This window comes from Pseudidiomarina piscicola, assembly GCF_902806985.1.
GTDB classification, from domain to species: Bacteria; Pseudomonadota; Gammaproteobacteria; order Enterobacterales; family Alteromonadaceae; genus Pseudidiomarina; species Pseudidiomarina piscicola.
Genome location: NZ_CADCXY010000001.1, coordinates 593,783 through 611,154 on the forward strand (window position 1 = coordinate 593,783; position 17,372 = coordinate 611,154).

Annotated in this window: 15 protein-coding genes; 5 read left to right on the top strand and 10 right to left on the bottom strand. The window is 49.5% G+C overall.

The window, feature by feature from the left end; all coding sequences use genetic code 11:
• Window positions 1-11: 11 nt before the first annotated feature.
• Genes PSI9734_RS03010 through PSI9734_RS03020 form a run of 3 tightly spaced genes read right to left on the bottom strand, consistent with a single transcriptional unit; the run spans window position 12 to window position 2,424 of the window.
• A complete protein-coding gene (locus tag PSI9734_RS03010; RefSeq protein ID WP_173919618.1) occupies window positions 12-596 on the bottom strand; it encodes a YqaA family protein in 585 nt (194 codons plus the stop codon).
• A gap of 5 nt (window positions 597-601) precedes the next feature.
• Entirely contained in the window at window positions 602-1,972 is a 1,371-nt protein-coding gene (locus PSI9734_RS03015; RefSeq protein ID WP_173919619.1) for a M28 family metallopeptidase, read from the bottom strand.
• Window positions 1,973-1,983: 11 nt separating this feature from the next.
• Window positions 1,984-2,424: a hypothetical protein gene (locus tag PSI9734_RS03020; RefSeq protein WP_173919620.1), complete on the bottom strand. Its 441-nt coding sequence runs from the start codon at window positions 2,422-2,424 to the stop codon at window positions 1,984-1,986.
• Window positions 2,425-2,570: 146 nt separating this feature from the next.
• Here PSI9734_RS03020 and PSI9734_RS03025 point away from each other — a divergent pair, with 146 nt between their 5' ends.
• The 3 genes from PSI9734_RS03025 to PSI9734_RS03035 are packed head-to-tail and all read left to right on the top strand — an operon-like array spanning window position 2,571 to window position 7,418.
• A complete protein-coding gene (locus PSI9734_RS03025; protein ID WP_173919621.1) occupies window positions 2,571-3,719 on the top strand; it encodes an efflux RND transporter periplasmic adaptor subunit in 1,149 nt (382 codons plus the stop codon).
• Between the two features lie 3 nt (window positions 3,720-3,722).
• Entirely contained in the window at window positions 3,723-6,830 is a 3,108-nt protein-coding gene (locus PSI9734_RS03030; RefSeq protein ID WP_173919622.1) for an efflux RND transporter permease subunit, read from the top strand.
• A 57-nt stretch (window positions 6,831-6,887) separates the two neighbouring features.
• The gene (locus PSI9734_RS03035; RefSeq protein WP_173919623.1) at window positions 6,888-7,418 is read left to right on the top strand and encodes a DUF2937 family protein; all 531 of its coding nucleotides are present in this window, start codon (window positions 6,888-6,890) and stop codon (window positions 7,416-7,418) included.
• Here PSI9734_RS03035 and PSI9734_RS03040 read toward each other — a convergent pair.
• The 5 genes from PSI9734_RS03040 to PSI9734_RS03060 form a co-directional block, all read right to left on the bottom strand.
• Window positions 7,402-7,734 (bottom strand): LapA family protein, encoded by a 333-nt coding sequence (locus PSI9734_RS03040; RefSeq protein WP_173919624.1) that lies wholly within the window; start codon window positions 7,732-7,734, stop codon window positions 7,402-7,404. The two genes, PSI9734_RS03035 and PSI9734_RS03040, sit on opposite strands and share 17 nt — an antisense overlap.
• A 62-nt stretch (window positions 7,735-7,796) precedes the next feature.
• Complete coding sequence (locus PSI9734_RS03045; protein ID WP_246194696.1) at window positions 7,797-8,363, bottom strand: YgjV family protein; 567 nt, start codon at window positions 8,361-8,363, stop codon at window positions 7,797-7,799.
• A gap of 76 nt (window positions 8,364-8,439) precedes the next feature.
• A complete protein-coding gene (locus tag PSI9734_RS03050) occupies window positions 8,440-10,107 on the bottom strand; it encodes a M28 family metallopeptidase (RefSeq protein ID WP_173919625.1) in 1,668 nt (555 codons plus the stop codon).
• Complete coding sequence (locus PSI9734_RS03055) at window positions 10,104-10,616, bottom strand: DUF192 domain-containing protein (protein ID WP_246194735.1); 513 nt, start codon at window positions 10,614-10,616, stop codon at window positions 10,104-10,106. Before PSI9734_RS03055 ends, PSI9734_RS03050 begins: the two co-directional genes overlap by 4 nt.
• A gap of 143 nt (window positions 10,617-10,759) precedes the next feature.
• Window positions 10,760-11,728 (bottom strand): DUF4382 domain-containing protein, encoded by a 969-nt coding sequence (locus tag PSI9734_RS03060; RefSeq protein WP_173919627.1) that lies wholly within the window; start codon window positions 11,726-11,728, stop codon window positions 10,760-10,762.
• Between the two features lie 228 nt (window positions 11,729-11,956).
• On the opposite strand from PSI9734_RS03060, the gene PSI9734_RS03065 reads away from it, so the two are divergent.
• Both PSI9734_RS03065 and PSI9734_RS03070 read left to right on the top strand, forming a co-directional pair.
• On the top strand, window positions 11,957-12,910 hold the full coding sequence (locus tag PSI9734_RS03065) for a gluconeogenesis factor YvcK family protein (protein WP_173919628.1): 954 nt from the start codon (window positions 11,957-11,959) through the stop codon (window positions 12,908-12,910).
• Window positions 12,911-12,912: 2 nt separating this feature from the next.
• Window positions 12,913-15,573 carry a M14 family metallopeptidase gene (locus PSI9734_RS03070; RefSeq protein WP_173919629.1) on the top strand — a complete coding sequence of 887 codons (2,661 nt, stop codon included), beginning with the start codon at window positions 12,913-12,915 and terminating at the stop codon, window positions 15,571-15,573.
• Between the two features lie 84 nt (window positions 15,574-15,657).
• Here the strand turns inward: PSI9734_RS03070 and dcd are convergent, their stop codons facing one another.
• The gene (gene dcd, locus PSI9734_RS03075) at window positions 15,658-16,254 is read right to left on the bottom strand and encodes a dCTP deaminase (protein ID WP_173919630.1); all 597 of its coding nucleotides are present in this window, start codon (window positions 16,252-16,254) and stop codon (window positions 15,658-15,660) included.
• Between the two features lie 36 nt (window positions 16,255-16,290).
• Window positions 16,291-17,343: an iron-sulfur cluster carrier protein ApbC gene (gene apbC / locus PSI9734_RS03080; RefSeq protein WP_246194697.1), complete on the bottom strand. Its 1,053-nt coding sequence runs from the start codon at window positions 17,341-17,343 to the stop codon at window positions 16,291-16,293.
• Between the last annotated feature and the right edge of the window lie 29 nt (window positions 17,344-17,372).

Consider the following 17,372-nt stretch of genomic DNA (forward strand, 5'->3'; position numbering starts at 1 on the left):
GTTCCTGATAACTAGAGAGAAATAATCACAAGGTAGATCGCAATGCCCGCAATAAGAACGCCCCAACCGAGGCTTTTCGAATGTTGCTGCCACCAGTTTAGAACACGTTCACCTAACCAGTACACCAAAAGTGCAAGACCATAATAACGCAGCCCTCGCGCAAGTAATGACGCCAGTAGAAATAGTACGTAAGGATAGCCGGTACTGCCGGCGGTAAGCATGCCTACTTGAAACGGAATAGGCGTAATACCAACCAGCATTAAGGTGGCAAATGCTTGTTCATTGAAGGTTTCTTGAAAACTGGCAAACTCGGCGCTAAAACCTGTCCATTGTAATAGCCATTGGCCTGCGGTTTCAAAAAAGTAGACGCCAACAAAGTAGCCCAGCGTTGCCCCTACTAGGCAGCCGGCGAGTGTTGCCGTCGCGATCGCAAACCAACGTTCACGTCTATGTAATAGAAGTGGAATGAGTACAAGCTCAAGGGGCACAGGTAGCAGAATGGATTCTAAAAAGGACAGTACAAACACCATCCAAAGTAGCGATTTCGAGTCGAGAAGACGTGCCAACCAGCGGTCGGCACGTGAATCTTTAGGCATTAAGCTTACTCACCGAAAGCGCCTGCGGGCCCTGGAAATACCACCGGGCTCTCAAAGCCATCTTTACTTACCGCGGCGACCCCAAAAAAGTAATTATCGATGACAATATTCTCCAAAGTGTACTCATCGACCAAACCGACATCGCGATTAAATTGCCAGTTCGGTGCATCGGTATGCCGCCAGTACACACGATAGCCTGCAATATGCTCGGCTTCATTCTCTGCGGCCGGCTGCCACGCTAACGTAGTGCTTGGGCTTACCGCACCAGAAATACTAACGTTCGCTGGTGGGCTCGGTGCCCACGCCATACCCGCGAGAGATACAGCGTTTAACGCAGTGAGCTTGGCCGCATAATCAAAATCGACACCCTCAAGCGTATCGCCATAGGTGATGCCGTCTTCGACTCTAAGGTCCTGATGCTGTCGGTTATAGTTCTCATTGGTTTCCATGATTCGTACGCCCGGATACCCAAGGTCGTTAAACGGTCGATGGTGGCCACCACGGCCGAAGCGATCTAAACGATAGATAACCCGCGTGTTTAAGTTATCAATATACCGGTCTGCCATCCAGTCGATATAGCGGGCTAAATTACGACTTGGCGAATCAACCTCACCACCAGTGAAACGCCGGCGGCGCGCCTCACTCTCCGTTTCGTCCATGCGAGTGCCTTCGGCAAATATCCGCGCCGTCGAATTATTGATAACGCCGTTAACGCCTTCGATATTGCCGATCATGTCGTTATTAAGTACTGCTTTGATACGCCAGCCATCTTTCTGCGCTTGCTCGGCCATGATCTTGCCGCCGAAAAGGCCTTGCTCTTCACCCGCCAGCGCCGCATAAACAATGGTGCCGGCAAATTCATATTGGCTCAACACTCGCGCAGCTTCCAGCGTTCCAGCAACACCCGAGGCATTATCATTGGCACCTGGCGCGTCTGAAGTAGCATCCATAACGTCGGACACGCGTGAGTCAATATCGCCTGACATGATCACGTAACGATCCGGATCAACGCTGCCACGTTGCACGGCTATAACACTCACTACCTCTGTAGCTTCGGGAATTCGCGATTCACCGCTAATCACCTGCGATTGAAAGTAAACTTCTAAACAGCCCCCACAGGCGGCTGATATGTCTTCAAACTCGGCTTTGATCCAGCGCCGTGCAGCGCCGATACCACGTGTATCTGACTCGGTTTCCGACAGAGTATGACGTGTACCAAAACCTACTAATGCGGTAATGTCATGTTCGATGCGCTCAGCCGAAACAGCTGCTGCAATCGCATGGAGCTTGTCTTGATCTTTATAGGTAATGGTGTCTGCTTGCGCGGCGCCCGATAGTGCGAGCCCAAACAGTGTTGAAGCAACAACAGCTTTCATAACGTACCCTCTTATTCACAGTCTTCTGGAGTAAAGCGTAACCTGAACAAACTTAATTCGTTTTGATCAAGGTAGCGAAATTCAACGAAATCAGCTTCATTTCGATAATAGGACAAGGCTTCACCCTGACAGTATTCACGCAACATCGACGGCCTAACTTGGCGCTCGATATCAGCTTCGTCATGAACAAAGCGGTCAATACGAATCAAGGTGTAGTAGAAACGCATACCATAGTCCGCGACTTCAGCGCGATCAAAACGCGTTTGTTCATCGAGTAGACGCGGTAAGTCGCGATTGAGCTTGCCCGACAGCTCAAGAAGTTCTTGGTACAAGGCATTTCGCTGCCGCGAACTATCGCCTTGTGTATTGCTATGCCAAAGCCAGCTAGCAAGGCTTCCAATCACCAATACCGTGAGCGCGGCAACCAGACTTTTCTTAAACGCTGGCGTCATAAACTATAATCCTTCTTTAAGCGTAGAGAGAGTAGTGAATTTACGATTTACACTTACAAACATTCATGTATGTATGTATAATTGCGAGCATCTATACAAGTTCATCAAATTTTACGCAATCGAATAAAAAACGAGGTAGTCAATACATGCGTCAACGTACCCTATCACCATTAGCTATCGCCGTCCTTAGCAGCGCGATGCTAATTGCAGGCTGTAGTGATGCGGAGCAATCTGCGCCAGCCCAACAAGCACAGCAGCAACAACAAACTGTCGGGGTGGTGACACTTAACACCCAGTCGCTTGAGTTAAGCACGACTTTACCCGGCCGCGCAACGGCTTATCGCAGTGCCGAAGTACGGCCACAGGTTGGCGGCATTCTCTTGGAGCAACTGTTTGTTGAAGGTAGTGATGTGGAAGCCGGTCAGTCGCTGTACCGTATCGATCCTGCCATTTATAAAGCGGAACTTGCCTCAGCAAACGCCGCGGTAGCACAAGCTAAGGCCTCGTTAAGCGCTACCAAAGCGCGTTTCCAACGGATCGGTGATTTGTTACGTGATAAGTCAGCTAGCCAGCAAGAATTTGATGAAGCTGAAGCCGCATTTTTACAGGCGCAAGCACAATTAAAAGTCGCCGAAGCTCAACAACAACGCGCCTCATTGAACGTTAACTACACCAATGTAGAAGCCCCCATCAGTGGTCGCATTGGTCGATCATTGTTAACTGAAGGTGCGTTAGTAAGTGTGGGTCAGACTCAGGCATTAACGACGATTCATCAACTCGACCCTATCTATGTCGATATCCAACAAAGCAGTGAAGCCTATCAACAGCTTCAACAAGCCATTCGCAACGGCCAAGTAAATGTCGATCAAAACAATCAAGCCAAGGTCAAAGTCTACGCCAATGGCGGTAAACAGGTCTTAGCTGAAGGTAAGTTGTTGTTTAATGAAGTTACCGTCGACCCAAGCACCAGTTCAATCACTTTACGTGCGAAATTCGCGAACCCCGAGCGTACGCTGTTGCCCGGTATGTTTGTAACTGCGGAAGTTTCGACAGGTACCCTACAGAACGCTCTTTTAGCACCGCAAGCGGGAATTTCACGCGATCCTCGGGGCCGCGCCATCGCTTTGGTGGTAAATACTGAAGGTAAAGTCGAGCAACGCTATGTTGAGGTAACCGAAACCTCAGGCAGCGACTGGGTCGTACGCTCGGGCCTATCCGCCGGCGAGCAAATCATCGTTGAAGGTTTACAGAAAGTTCAACCCGGTGCGTCAGTACAAACGGAAGAAGTGAAGTAAAACATGGCAAAATTTTTCATCGATCGTCCGATTTTCGCATGGGTTATTGCGATCATCATTATGTTGGCAGGTGGCCTAGCCATCACCCAGCTCCCCGTTGAGCAATACCCAGAAATTGCACCGCCGTCGGTACAAATTAACGCAACGTACCCAGGCGCTACCGCCGACACACTCGAAGAAAGTGTCACTCAGGTTATCGAGCAGAACCTTAACGGTATTGATAACCTTAAATACTTCTCATCGACCAGTGATTCAGCCGGTAACGCCAGTCTGACACTGACATTTGCGGCTGGTACTGACCCTGACATCGCACAGGTGCAAGTTCAGAATAAGCTGCAGTTAGTGGTGCCCTTATTGCCGCAAGCCGTGCAAGACCAAGGGCTCGTGGTGGCAAAGTCAAACAGCTCATTTCTAATGGTATTGGCACTGGTTTCTGATAATCCTAAGGTCAATCAAGTTGACCTTGGTGACTACATCGCCAGCAACCTCAAAGACCCAATAGCACGTACTCCAGGTGTTGGTAACGTGCAATTGTTTGGCTCACCCTATGCCATGCGCATTTGGCTTGATCCACAGAAATTAACGCGTTTTAACCTCACCACCGAAGACGTGGTGTTGGCATTGCGTGAACAGAACAACCAGGTTGCCGCAGGTCGCTTAGGTGGTACCCCCGCTGTTGAAGGCCAACGCTTAACCGCATCGATTATTGCCCAGACGCGATTAGAGAGCGTTGAACAGTTCCAACAGATCTTGTTGAAGGTTAACAGTGACGGTTCAACTGTCACTGTTGGTGACGTCGCTAAAGTTGAGTTAGGTGGTCAAAACTACAGCACTATTGCGCGCTACAACCGTCAAGCGGCAACAGGTTTGGCGATTAACTTGGCCACCGGTGCCAATGCGTTAGACACAGCAGCCGCAGTTAAAGAAACCGTGGCCGAACTGGAGCAATTCTTTCCGCCTGGGGTAAAGCTTGTTATTCCTTACGATACAACGCCGTTCGTTGAAATATCGATAACGGAAGTGGTGAAGATCCTGTTTGAAGCCGTGGTTCTGGTGTTCTTACTGATGTTCTTATTCCTGCAAAACTTCCGGGCGACGCTAATTCCTGCGCTTGCCATACCGGTCGTTCTGTTAGGAACCTTCGGTATTATGTCGGCCTTTGGCTTCAGTATTAATACCCTTACCATGTTCGGTATCGTGCTCGCCATCGGTCTCTTGGTGGACGATGCCATTGTCGTGGTTGAAAACGTGGAACGCTTAATGAGTGAGGAAAAACTCTCACCGCGCAAAGCCACGATAAAGTCGATGCAGCAAATCACTGGCGCACTGATAGCCATTGGCTTGGTGATGGCGGCGGTATTCATTCCGATGGCCTTCTTTGGGGGCTCAACGGGCGCAGTTTACCGGCAGTTCTCGATCACTATTATCTCTGCCATGGCACTGTCCGTGATGGTGGCGATTATCTTTAGCCCGGCCTTGTGTGCCACCCTGCTTAAGCCGGTGAATCACGACAAAGCCAGTAAAGGTATTTTAGGCGGGTTTAACCGTGGCTTGAACCGCTTAACGGATCGCTACACCAACTCGGTGCAAGGGATCCTTAAACGTAGTGTTCGCTTTATCTTTATTTATCTGGGTTTGGTTGTGGTGCTAGGCTTCTTATTTACGCGCATGCCGAGCTCCTTTATACCGAACGAAGACCGTGGCGTGTTTCTAACCCAAATGCAATTGCCAGCCGGGGCGACACAAGAGCAATCCCTTGAAACCATGAAAAAGATTGAAGACTATTACCTTGACCAAGCACAAGGTATTCGTTCGATCTTCTCGGTCGTCGGCTTTAGCTTTAGTGGCCAAGGTCAAAACTCAGGCTTGGCTTTCGTACGCATGACCGACTGGTCAGAACGTACCTCGCCGGAATTACAAATTGAGGCGATTATCGGCAGTGCCATGGGTCACTTGAGTCAGATCCGTGAAGCCATGATCTTTGCCTTTAACCTGCCGTCAATTCCAGCGCTGGGCAATGCCAGTGGTTTTAACCTTTACCTGCAAGACCGTGGTGGTTTAGGTCACGAAGCGCTGCTGCAAGCAAGGAATCAACTGCTAGGTATGGCCGCACAGAACGAAGCGCTCGTCGGCGTTCGTCCGAATGGCTTGGAAGATACTTCGCAGTTCCGCATTGATGTCGACTTTCAAAAAGCCAAAGCCTTGGGCTTGTCCATCACGTCTATCAACTCAACTCTAAGTTCAGCTTTTGGCTCGACTTATGTGAATGACTTTATTGACCGTGGGCGTGTGAAACAGGTTTATGTGCAAGGTACCGCCGAAAGTCGGATGGACCCTGAAGATCTCAACCAATGGTATGTGCGCAACGATCAAGGGGAAATGGTGCCCTTCTCGGCATTTGCCACCTCAAGTTGGACCTTCGGCCCCCAACGCCTCGAGCGTTACAACGGTGTACCGGCCATGAATATTCAAGGTGAAGCGGCGCCAGGCTATGCCTCGGGTGATGCAATGCTTGCCATGGAACAGCTGATTAGCCAGCTACCCGATGGTATTGGTTATGAATGGACCGGTATTTCCCTTGAGGAAAAAGCCGCGGGGGCGCAAGCTCCAATGCTTTACGCACTCTCACTGCTGATTGTATTCCTGTGTTTGTCGGCACTTTACGAGAGCTGGTCGATTCCATTCTCGGTCATGCTGGTGGTGCCACTTGGTATACTCGGTGCAGTAATTGCTGCAACCATGCGTGGCCTAGAAAACGACGTCTACTTCCAAGTGGGCTTGTTAACCACCGTGGGGGTTTCGGCACGGAACGCGATTCTTATTGTTGAGTTTGCGAAAGACTTACAAGCTCAGGGCAAGGAGCTATTCGCCGCGACGCTCGAAGCCGTTCGCCTGCGTCTACGGCCGATCCTAATGACCTCGTTAGCCTTTACCTTCGGGGTACTGCCACTAGCGCTATCGACCGGCGCTGGCGCAGTCAGCCGTCAAGCCATCGGTACCGGCGTTATTGGTGGAATGTTAGGTGGCACCATTTTGGCGATATTCTTCGTACCCATGTTGTTCTATGTGGTACGCCGTACCTTCCCGCCAAAAGAACGCGAACAAGACTAGTCGCCTAGCTCTACCTCATGCTATGGTTACTTCACACCGTTGGAGTAACCATAGTCTATGATTTATCGATACTTCATTCTTTGCCTTGCCGCAGCTGCTTTGTTGCTAGGTATTCAGGCACCCAATTTACTCGCTCAGTACCAGCAACGCTTGGCTGCTCAATACGCTGAAGCGATGGTTTATTATCGTCAATATCAAGACATCGCCGAGACTCATTACGACGGCTCTATTGAAGCATTAATTACCGCCCACCAACAAAGTGACCAGCCGGCCTTCCGCGAAGAAGCAGACATCATTCGAAACTTACAAGTGCGTGTTAAGAGCTTTGAACAGCAACAAAAGTTATTGCAACAACCCTACCCGGCGCAACTTTGGTCACTCACCCTCTACCATGAGCCTGAGCTTATGAACGGAACCCTTGAGCACTATAGCTTTAACGTACCGTTGAACCAGAAGGCCATTGCGACGGGCGCACTGATTGCGCTGGTGTTGGTGGTTTTGTTTGACTTACTGGGGGCGCTGATGAAGATGGCTGTGAAAGGGCTATGGCGCCGACGGCGCCAACGTTCGCTTAATCGTCATCCTTAACCGAATATTCACCGTCAATGACCGAGCTATCATTTCTGTTTTCGGTATACTGGCGTTGTTTATCTTGGCGTTGTCGTGCATCTCGTTGCGCTTGCTCTGCAGCCTTCTTAAATTGCCACATTTGCTTAATTTGACGGCGTTTACGCCACAGCATCGGCAACAATAAGATCCAACCAACCAATAAAAAAATCAGCCCTAAACCAAGAGCGACAACAAGCATGATGCCAAGCAATAACCAGCTAAGTACGACCATTAAAGGGTTCGCACCGGGCTGCGGCTTCATTTTTTGCTGCCATTGACGGAGATATATCATCATAATTAAATAGTTACCCAGGGTTTCTTTGTTACTCTACTAACTATTGAGGTGCGCAAGGCAAATTACAAGGTTTGCGCGCGTTTATCCTGTAACAATTTAAGAATAATACTGCTCAAGTTAACGATGTTGAACACCGTTCCCGAAATACTGCCAACGATAATGGCATACACCAAGCCTAAGAACTCAGCCAGTAAAAACCAACGGCGTATACGATCAGGATCGTTAAGCTTAATGGCGCCAACGGTGAAAATAAGTGAAGACGCATAAGCTATCCAAATCGACCAATGGCTTGGCTGGTCCGAAAACGTAATACCAAAGCCGCTCAATGAGAACTGAATCGACTGGATCGGAAACAGCCATTCAATCATCAGTAACGCAATATTTAACGCTACAAATCCCCATAGTACCCACGGCCCTTGCCAACGCAACGCGATAAAGTTTCGTAGTACGGCGAGTCCCGTTACAAAACCACCCGCGATGGCGTCAAGCATGAAGAAATGCACCGACAGCGAGCCTAAAGCCACCGCTGACACAATGCGATAGCGATTCGCAGTGGGTTGACGATAGGCAATAAAATTGGTGACTAAGGCAATCACGCCAAAAATTTCAGCAACGGAAATAAAATCCACTTAAACGTCCTTTTAACGCAAAAACGGCGACCACTTGTCGCAGTAGCCGCCGTTCAAATTTAACTACAACTAAGCTCTATTGACGTTCATCCGCTGACGCATCACGCGTTGCACGGAATTCGTTACCTGCATACCAATTAGGCCAGCTATCAGAGTTGGCCAGTTCGTTGCCAATCCAATAGTACAGCCATAAGTCTTGTTGCACACCGCGTAGGTCCCACTCGGGATCATATTCATCGGCCGGCTTATGGTAAGCTACCTGAACGTATTCAGCTCGTTTTTCCTTACCATACTCAACACCGTAGTCGACGTGATCGTTGCCACCTTTTGCGTACAACATGGGTACCCCACGCTTGGCTAGGTTAAAGTGATCTGAGCGATAGAACGAACCGGCTTCTGGTGTCGGTTCAGGTGCGATATAGCGCCCTTCTTGTTGCGCTACATACTTCGCTAAGTAGTCTTCTAACTCAGAATTACCATGACCTACCACGACCATATCTTGCATTGGTCCATACACGTTCAGTACGTCCATGTTAATACCGGCAACCGCTTGGCTTAGCGGTAACATTGGATTGTTCGCGTACCAGTTGGAACCAAGCAGACCACGTTCTTCAGCCGTAACCAGCACGAATACAACCGAGCGCTCAGGTTGCGGTTGGCTGGCATAAAACTCGGCTAACGCCAGCACGCCTGCAGTACCGCTGGCATTATCTTGTGCACCATTATAGATTTGATCGTCGCTGGCAATAGGGTTCATTCCTAGATGATCCCAATGCGCCATATAGATCACGTGCTCTTCCGGCGCTTTACTGCCTTCGATATAACCAATAAGGTTCGGTGAATCTAAGTACTCGAAGTCCGATTGTACGGTTAAGGACAGCGCAGTATTCAGTGGCACCGGCTCAAAGTCTGGTTGCTGAGCTTGTTGACGCATATCTGTATACGACGAGCCAACGCGAGCAAATAGTTTGTCGGCGGCTTCTTGGGTGATCCAACCTTCAACTTCAGTGCGGTCCATATTTTTGTTATCACGAGCGAGATCAAAGCGTACTGGTGAGCCACCAGCAATAACGCCCCAACCGTACCCGGCTGGCCCCGTTTCATGAATCACAATAATACCGGCAGCACCTTGGCGTGAGGCTTCTTCGAACTTATACGTCCATCGCCCATAATAGGTCATTGCTTTGCCGTTGAAGACTTCAGGATCAGCTGAATCGTAACCTGGGTCATTGACCAGTACCACGACGGTTTTACCCTCGACATCAAGCCCTTCGTAGTCGTTCCAACCAAACTCAGGCGCTACAATACCGTAGCCGGCAAACACCATCTCACTGTTTGCGAGGCTTACTTCTTCTTGCACCCGCGGTGACCATGCCATCATGTCTTGCTTGTACGCGAAGTCGTCCAAGTCGTTATTGCTAAAACTCATGTCAGAGACGCTATAAGGCGTCATTTTGACCAGTGGAACTTCCTGACGATAACTATCTGCTTCGCTGTTATAAGGCTTAAGCCCCCAATTACGAAATTTCTCAGTCACAAAATCAACCGTAAGTTGCTCACCTTTGCTGGCTGGAGCCCGCCCTTCAAACTTATCTGAACTTATGGTCGCCAGGTAATCACGATAATTTTCGTTGAAGCTATAAGGGTCCACTTCTACATGTGGTGCTGCAGAGGTTTCGGGTTCACTCGCTGGTGAGCAAGCTACAATAAGTAGACTTGCCGCGAGTACCGAGTATTTTTTCATCGGTTGTTCTCCTGTGTTTTGCATTGTTGTAATTGGGAGCCCTGCTGAATGCCGTGACGCTCGAAGTAACCAGCAGGCATTTCAAGTGCCCCCCAGTACGTTTCCCCTGGTCGATACGCTGGGCAATTACGTGGGTTCACACTGGTACAGGGGCGCATGGTAAAAACTTTAACCACTGTCATTGACTGGTCAAGGTAGGCAATATCGAGCGGTAACTTGGTGTTAAACATCCAAAAACCAGCATAACTGGGGCGCTCGCTCTGATAAACAAACCACATTCCATGGTGGTCCGCTAAGCTTTCGCGGAACATTAAGCCACGCTCACGCTTTGCCGGGGTATCAGCGATTTCAACTTGCATCGGCGGTTGCCCTGGCGCGGCACAAAGCTGTGCGGTTTCGTAGTGGCAAACGGCGTCGGCATCGGCCGAGCACGGCTCCGATGAAGCCAATGTTGTTGTTGAGCCGCCTTGCAGCCCTATCAATAGCATAAACGCAGCAGATGTCAGCATCACGGTTGGTAACCTTTAAAAGTTAAGTCGATGCCAAGTATGGCGTGATTTGAAGGGAAAAAAAAGCCAAAAAAGCCCCTTTCGGGGCTTTAAATTGGAGAACAAAGTGATAAACATGCACTAACGTAAATTCGTCAGTGAGTTTATCCGGAGATATCCACAGTCGTCACTGCTTCATCTCCATTGACCGAAACGTTTACGGTTCCGTGAAACGTTAGGTCATCGTCTGTCTCAGGATCGTCATCCGTCTGACAGCTCCACGCAGCAGTGTAATCACCCACTGCAACGTATCCGACAGAAAAAGGATAAGCTGAAACACCATCAAATTTCACCGCTGCAACGGCGTAAGGCTGACTTGTTTCTGCTCCCCCAATATCTGCCAGGGTGGTCATTTCTAAATCAGCTCCCTGATAAAAATAAACCACAGCTACTGGTTCTGACGTATCGCTTGGTGCGACCGTACAAGAATTTTCAATCAATAGGGCCTCGGCTAACGTGCCTTCAATGTGGCCAACTTCTATATTGTTTACTAAACGCACGCCACGCGGTTTCAGAAAGTACCCCGTTTGCCCGACCGGGTTCACCAATGCCTGGCGCAAATCAAACTCGACGGTATACGCGGCATTCCCGCCGGCATCCAAAGTTACGCCATCAAGTTTTAATTCATCTGATGGCACACTCAATGGAATCTGTTCTTCGCCCACTTGCACGTAAGAACCTGCGGCCATCTGTAAACGTAACTGCCCGTATGTACCTGCAGGGACTTCACTACCGGTTATCAGTGCGGCGGACTCCGACCCAGTAAAGCTCAATAGGTCAATACCATGGGTATTCGCGATAGTGTCACCATTGGCATCTTTACAGACATCATTCGCGGCAACAGTATTGCTAGACTCACCGACGTTAAACGCGATAGGTTCACCACCGTTCCCGACAAGCTCTATCGCACTAAAACAGGCGACAACAGCATCAGCACCATCAACGGGCGCATCGCTTACAGCTAGTGAAAAATTCGCCATCTCTTCGTCATTACTAGAACTGCCACCACAGGCAGTCAAAAGCATGACAGATGATGCAACAAATAAATTACGAATACAATGTTTGTGTAACATAGAGTTATTCCTCATGTTATATAGTAAGTGTTATACAGAAGTATGCTTATGTTTGCAATAATTGCGACCCCCTTTACTGCGCTTTAACAGTTTAATTTGAACTACTTGGTCAAGTTTTAAGCGATAATAACGGCGTCATTCGCTGTTCTAATAATTGATCAATCGCCAGTGACCGAATAAAGTAGCAATACGCCTACAGGCACTTCATTTAATAAGGTAGTAAAAGATATGACGAATCCAGATGTTCGCGGCGTTCAACCAGCAGCGCAAGAGCCGGTGAATGCATTACGCCGCGTAACAGCCATCGGCGGTGGTCATGGTTTAGGTAGAGTGCTGGCAAGCCTTCAATTTTTACAATGTCGGCTAGTGGGGATTGTTGCAACCACCGACAATGGCGGCGCCAGTGGCTTATTGCGCCAGTCGCATCAAACCATCGCTTGGGGCGATATTCGTAACTGCCTTTCACAGCTGGTGGAACAACCCTTAGCTGCGGATGTACTTAATTATCGTTTTACCGATGACCCAAACCTTGCTGGGCATAACTTCGGCAACTTACTGCTGCATACGCTCAACCAACTCAGTGCGCGCCCGTTAGATGGTATTCAACTACTTAGTCGCCTGTTAAACGTAACCACCCGTCTGCTGCCCATGTCGGAACACCCCGTCGATTTAGTCGCCGACACCCATGAAGGGTTGGAATGTTTCGGCGAGCTGCTCGTCGATCAATTGAATGAAATGCCAGAAGCCTTACGCTTATCGAGTGAGGTTACCGCGACACCCGAAGCGCTTAAACATCTTAAACGCAGCGATCTCATTATTTTAGGTCCTGGCAGTTTTTTGACGTCGATCATGCCGCCGTTGTTGGTAGACAAAATTGTGGAGACTATCGTATCTAGCAATGCACCCGTCATCTTTATTGATAATCTGCTACCTGAGCATAGTCCAGCAGGCGAGCTACCCGTCAGTGAGCGTATCAACTGGCTGCACAGCAGTGTTGGACACCAGCTTATTGATATGGTGATCACCAACCATCATGATCGTCACTTAACGGTGCCTTATATCAATAGCATCAAAGCCGCTGCCGCCGCACCGCAGCGGCATGATAAAGAAAGTTTACGCCGCACCCTGAATCTAGCACTACATGAACTTAGTGCGGCAGCAACCGCAAACAAAGGGAAATAAGAATGAAAAAGACCTTGTTAGCCGCCCTATTCGCAATTGCCGGACTCGGCGTTGCCCAGGCAGAAAGCGATAGCTTAGGACTCGATACCGACTATCGAGCCACAACTCCAAGCCTTGAGAGTGTGGTGGGTTACCCTATCGGCTCACGTATCTCCAGCCCGGCCGCCATGTATGACTACTTTCAGGCCCTACAACAAGCGCACCCAGAGCAAGTGAAGCTGTTCAACTACGGTAGCACTTGGGAAGGTCGACCGCTCTACTACGTGGCTATCTCTAGCCGCGATAATATTGCAGGTATCAACGACTTCCGCTCAGGTATGCAAGCTTTGGCGAATCCGCAAAACACCAGCGACCGTGAAGCAAAACGTTTAATTGAAGAGCTTCCAGCAAGCATTTGGTTATCGTATGGCGTTCACGGTAATGAAATTTCATCACCTGAAGCTGCGATGTTGACGGCATGGCATTTGCTCGCCGCAACCGACCAAGCAACGCAGACGATGCTTGATAACACAGTGGTCTTCATCGATCCGATCCAGAACCCCGATGGCCGTAGCCGCTTCGTCAGTCGCTATTATATGAATAGTGGCTTGGAGCATAGTGCTGATCGTATCTCAGTAGAGCACAACGAGCCTTGGCCAAACGGTCGTAGCAATCACTACTTATTTGACTTGAACCGCGACTGGATCGCGCTCACGCAACCGGAAGTTGCCGGTCAAGTCGATGCATTACTCGACACCTACCCGCTGATTTTTGTTGATTTGCATGAGATGGGGGGCGATCAAACTTATTACTTCACCCCCGAAGCACGCCCTTACAACCCGCTTATAGCAAAGAGTCAGCGTGAAGCTTTATGGACTATTGGCGAAAACAATGGTCGTTGGTTTGACGAACATGGCTTTGACTACTTCACCCGTGAGATTTTTGATGCCTTTTACCCAGGCTATGGCGCCAGCTGGCCGCTGTATCACGGTACGTTGGCGATGACCTATGAAATGGCATCGGCTCGAGGCCATAAATTTCGCACCAAAGACGGTGAGATCTTAACCTACGGAGATGGTGTTCAACGCCATTTTGTGGCGTCACTTTCAACCATCGAAACCGCCAGTAATGAACGTCAACGACTCCTACAAGATTTCTGGAACTACCGTAACCAAGGTATTAAAGACGGCAAGGAAAGCGACCAACGTTATGTCTTTATTGACCGAGCCCAAGATGCCGCAGGTAGTCAGCGCCTCGCTGGGCTGTTAACGCGACACGGTGTTCAAGTGCAACAAAGTGCCGAAAGCTTTAAAGCTTGCGGTCGTGATTTCAGCGCCGGCAGTTATGTCATTGATACCGCACAACCTGCACATTATATGGTCAAAACCCTACTCGATGAGCAAGTCGATATGGCGGCAGACTTCCTTGAAGAACAAGAGCGGTTGCGTAGCAATAACTTACCAGACCAGATCTATGATGTGACCGCATGGTCGCTACCACTGATGTTCAATTTAGAACAACAACGTTGTTCTCGTGCACCGCGCACTGAACTAGCCGAGGTATCTAAAGCTCTCATTGCCCCAGGAAGCTTAACCAACCCAGACGCCAAAGTGGCTTTTGTCGCAGCTTGGGGTGATATGAACACCGGTCGCTTGCTAACCGCCGCTTTACGCGAGGGGTTAACCGTCAAACAAAACGACTTGGCGTTTACCTTTAAAGATGGCACCGAATACCCAGCCGGTTCCTTAATATTTACTCGCGCTGATAATCCTGACGACCTAAGCGCCACACTTGCAAAACTTGCACTCACCTCTGGTGCACATATACACGGTGTCGACTCGAGTTGGATTGTCGATGGCCCGAACTTCGGCTCTAATAATGTGCAACGGGTACATGCACCGCGCATCGCGCTTGCTTGGGACGAGCCTTTTAGCAGTTTAAACGCTGGCCATACCCGTTACATTATTGAGCGGCAGTTTGGTTACCCGGTCACGGCGATTCGCGCCGACCAATTAAGCCGCGCCGATTTGAGTCGCTATCAAGTGCTGATCCTACCCACCAGCTATGGTTCCCTAAGCGCGACCTTTGGTGAACAGGGACAGAACAATCTTACCCAATGGGTTGAACGTGGCGGGGTTTTGATCACCTTTGCCAATGCAACGCGCTGGGCCGTTGAAGCAGATCTGCTCGCCAGTGCTTTGGAAAAAGAAGCCAAATCAAAAGAGGTTGAAGTACACAGCGAGAAACGTGTTGATGGCCTGTTGCTGAACAGCCCTGAACATCTTCACAGTTATGTGAACGGCGCAGAAACGGACCCCTACTGGACCTCTGGTGTATTGACGAAACTCAATGTAGACCAAGAGCATTGGTTAACCGCTGGCGTGCCGGCAACCGTTAATAGCCTCACCGTAGGCAACCAAATCTATCGTCCGTTAACCATTAATAATGGCCGCAACTTAATGACCTACGCGGCAGCCGATGAAGTCGCCATCAGTGGTTACTTATGGGCTGAAAACAAGCAACAATTGGCGCATAAGCCGTACTTGATGTGGCAGCCTCAGGGCCGTGGGATGGTGATTAGTTTCACTCAAGAGCCCACCTACCGTGCCTACATGGATGGTCTCAATGTAACCTTGATGAATGCTATCTTTGGCGGTGCATCACATGCTCGCCCGCTGCGTTAAAAGCGCTTAAGGAGAACGTAAAAGGCCCGCTCATGCGGGCCTTTTTTGTTGTTCTATTTAGTGTTCGACTCAACCACGTTTTGCTTAATCGTTGTCGTTGGTATCCGCGCTTATTCTTGACGCCACTGCGCCGCGTTGATCTTTATACTTAGCATCTTTTCTTGCACTGTAGGGGCGGCCACAAGGCTGATCGAGCTTCTCGAAGCTTAATGCCCCTATTTTCATGTGTGGACGCAGGGCAAGCGGCAACTTGCCACTATTGAAAAATTCAAGCACCACCTGACCCGACCAGCCCGGATCAATACGATGCGCCGTCACATGAACCATCAGCCCTAGTCGCGCAAGAGACGAACGCCCGTCAAGCCAGCCGACCATGTCCGCCGGTAAAGTGACACTTTCATGGGTTACCGCTAAGGCAAATTCCCCTGGGTGAATAAAAAAAGCTTGTTCTGGCTTTAAAATAATAGCGTCACTCATCACCTGTGCGATCGCACGTTCAATATCTTCACGCGGGCCACTAATATCAATAAAAGGTGCCGCATGGTCTTGTAGCACGCGAAACTCGTTACCGAGATGAATATCAACCGTCACTCCGGTAATATCTGCGCTAACGGGCCGCGGCTCAATACCAATGATGCCTTCACTTAGGTGTTGCTCTATCTGTTCATCAGTTAACCGCATAACTATCTCCGTAATCGCTTATGCTTAGCACTTTACTCATTTTTTTGCTTGTTGGTAAAGTTGCGCTGCGACAGCCGTTGCCATCGCTCGTATACCGGTATTTAAAGGATTGCTCGGGTCTTTCACCAACAACGGTGTGCCCTCGTCTAGCGCTTGCCGAAACTCGCGCGCCAAAGGTATTTGGGCGAGCAGTGGCACATCATAATCAGAGGCAATATCAACCCCCCCTTGATTACCGAACAGTGCTTCCTCATGGCCACAGGATGGACAGTGATAATGACTCATGTTTTCGACCAAGCCAGTGATGGAAATGCCGACTTTTCGAAACATCGCAATACCTTTTTCAGCGTCGGCTAAAGCCACGGTTTGCGGTGTCGTCACAACAACAGCACCGGTGACCGGTAGTTTTTGTGCAATGGTTAATTGTATATCGCCAGTACCAGGTGGTAAATCAATCACCAAATAGTCGAGCCGCGGCCATTCGGTATCTCGAAACAGCTGCTGTAGTGCCGCACTTGCCATTGGCCCCCGCCAAATTGCTGCATCTTTGCTATCGGCTAAATAACCAAGTGAGCTAACGTGCACACCATGGCGTACATGTGGCTGCATTTTATTGCTGTCACTAATCACCTGTTTTTCTTCTGCGCCACCAAGCATCGTCGGTAGTGAGGGGCCGTAAATATCTGCATCCAGAAGGCCCACCTCAGCCCCGGTTTCCGCCAACGCGACCGCTAACTGTGCTGCCACCGACGACTTGCCTACACCGCCCTTGCCTGACGACACGGCAATGACATTGCCATACACCAATGGTAACTCGGGCTGAGAGTTTGCAAGCTTTTCTACGTTTAGCTTTAGTTGCCAGTCGTATTGAGGTAGCCCATTCGCCTCACGCAATGGCGCTAAAACCGCATCGGTCGCGGCAAAAGGTAACTGCAAGAAGGCCTGCTGGCCACTTTTATGAAACCATGAGCTCGGTAGAGGCCCTTTATAGCCTGGTATACGCAATGACTCCAGTTGCTCACGTTCTTTGTTTGAGAATGTGTCAGTGTCTGCAGCTGTCTTTTTTTTACCTAGCCATTTTCCAATCACGGGAACCTCCAACTAAAGCCTCTAACGCC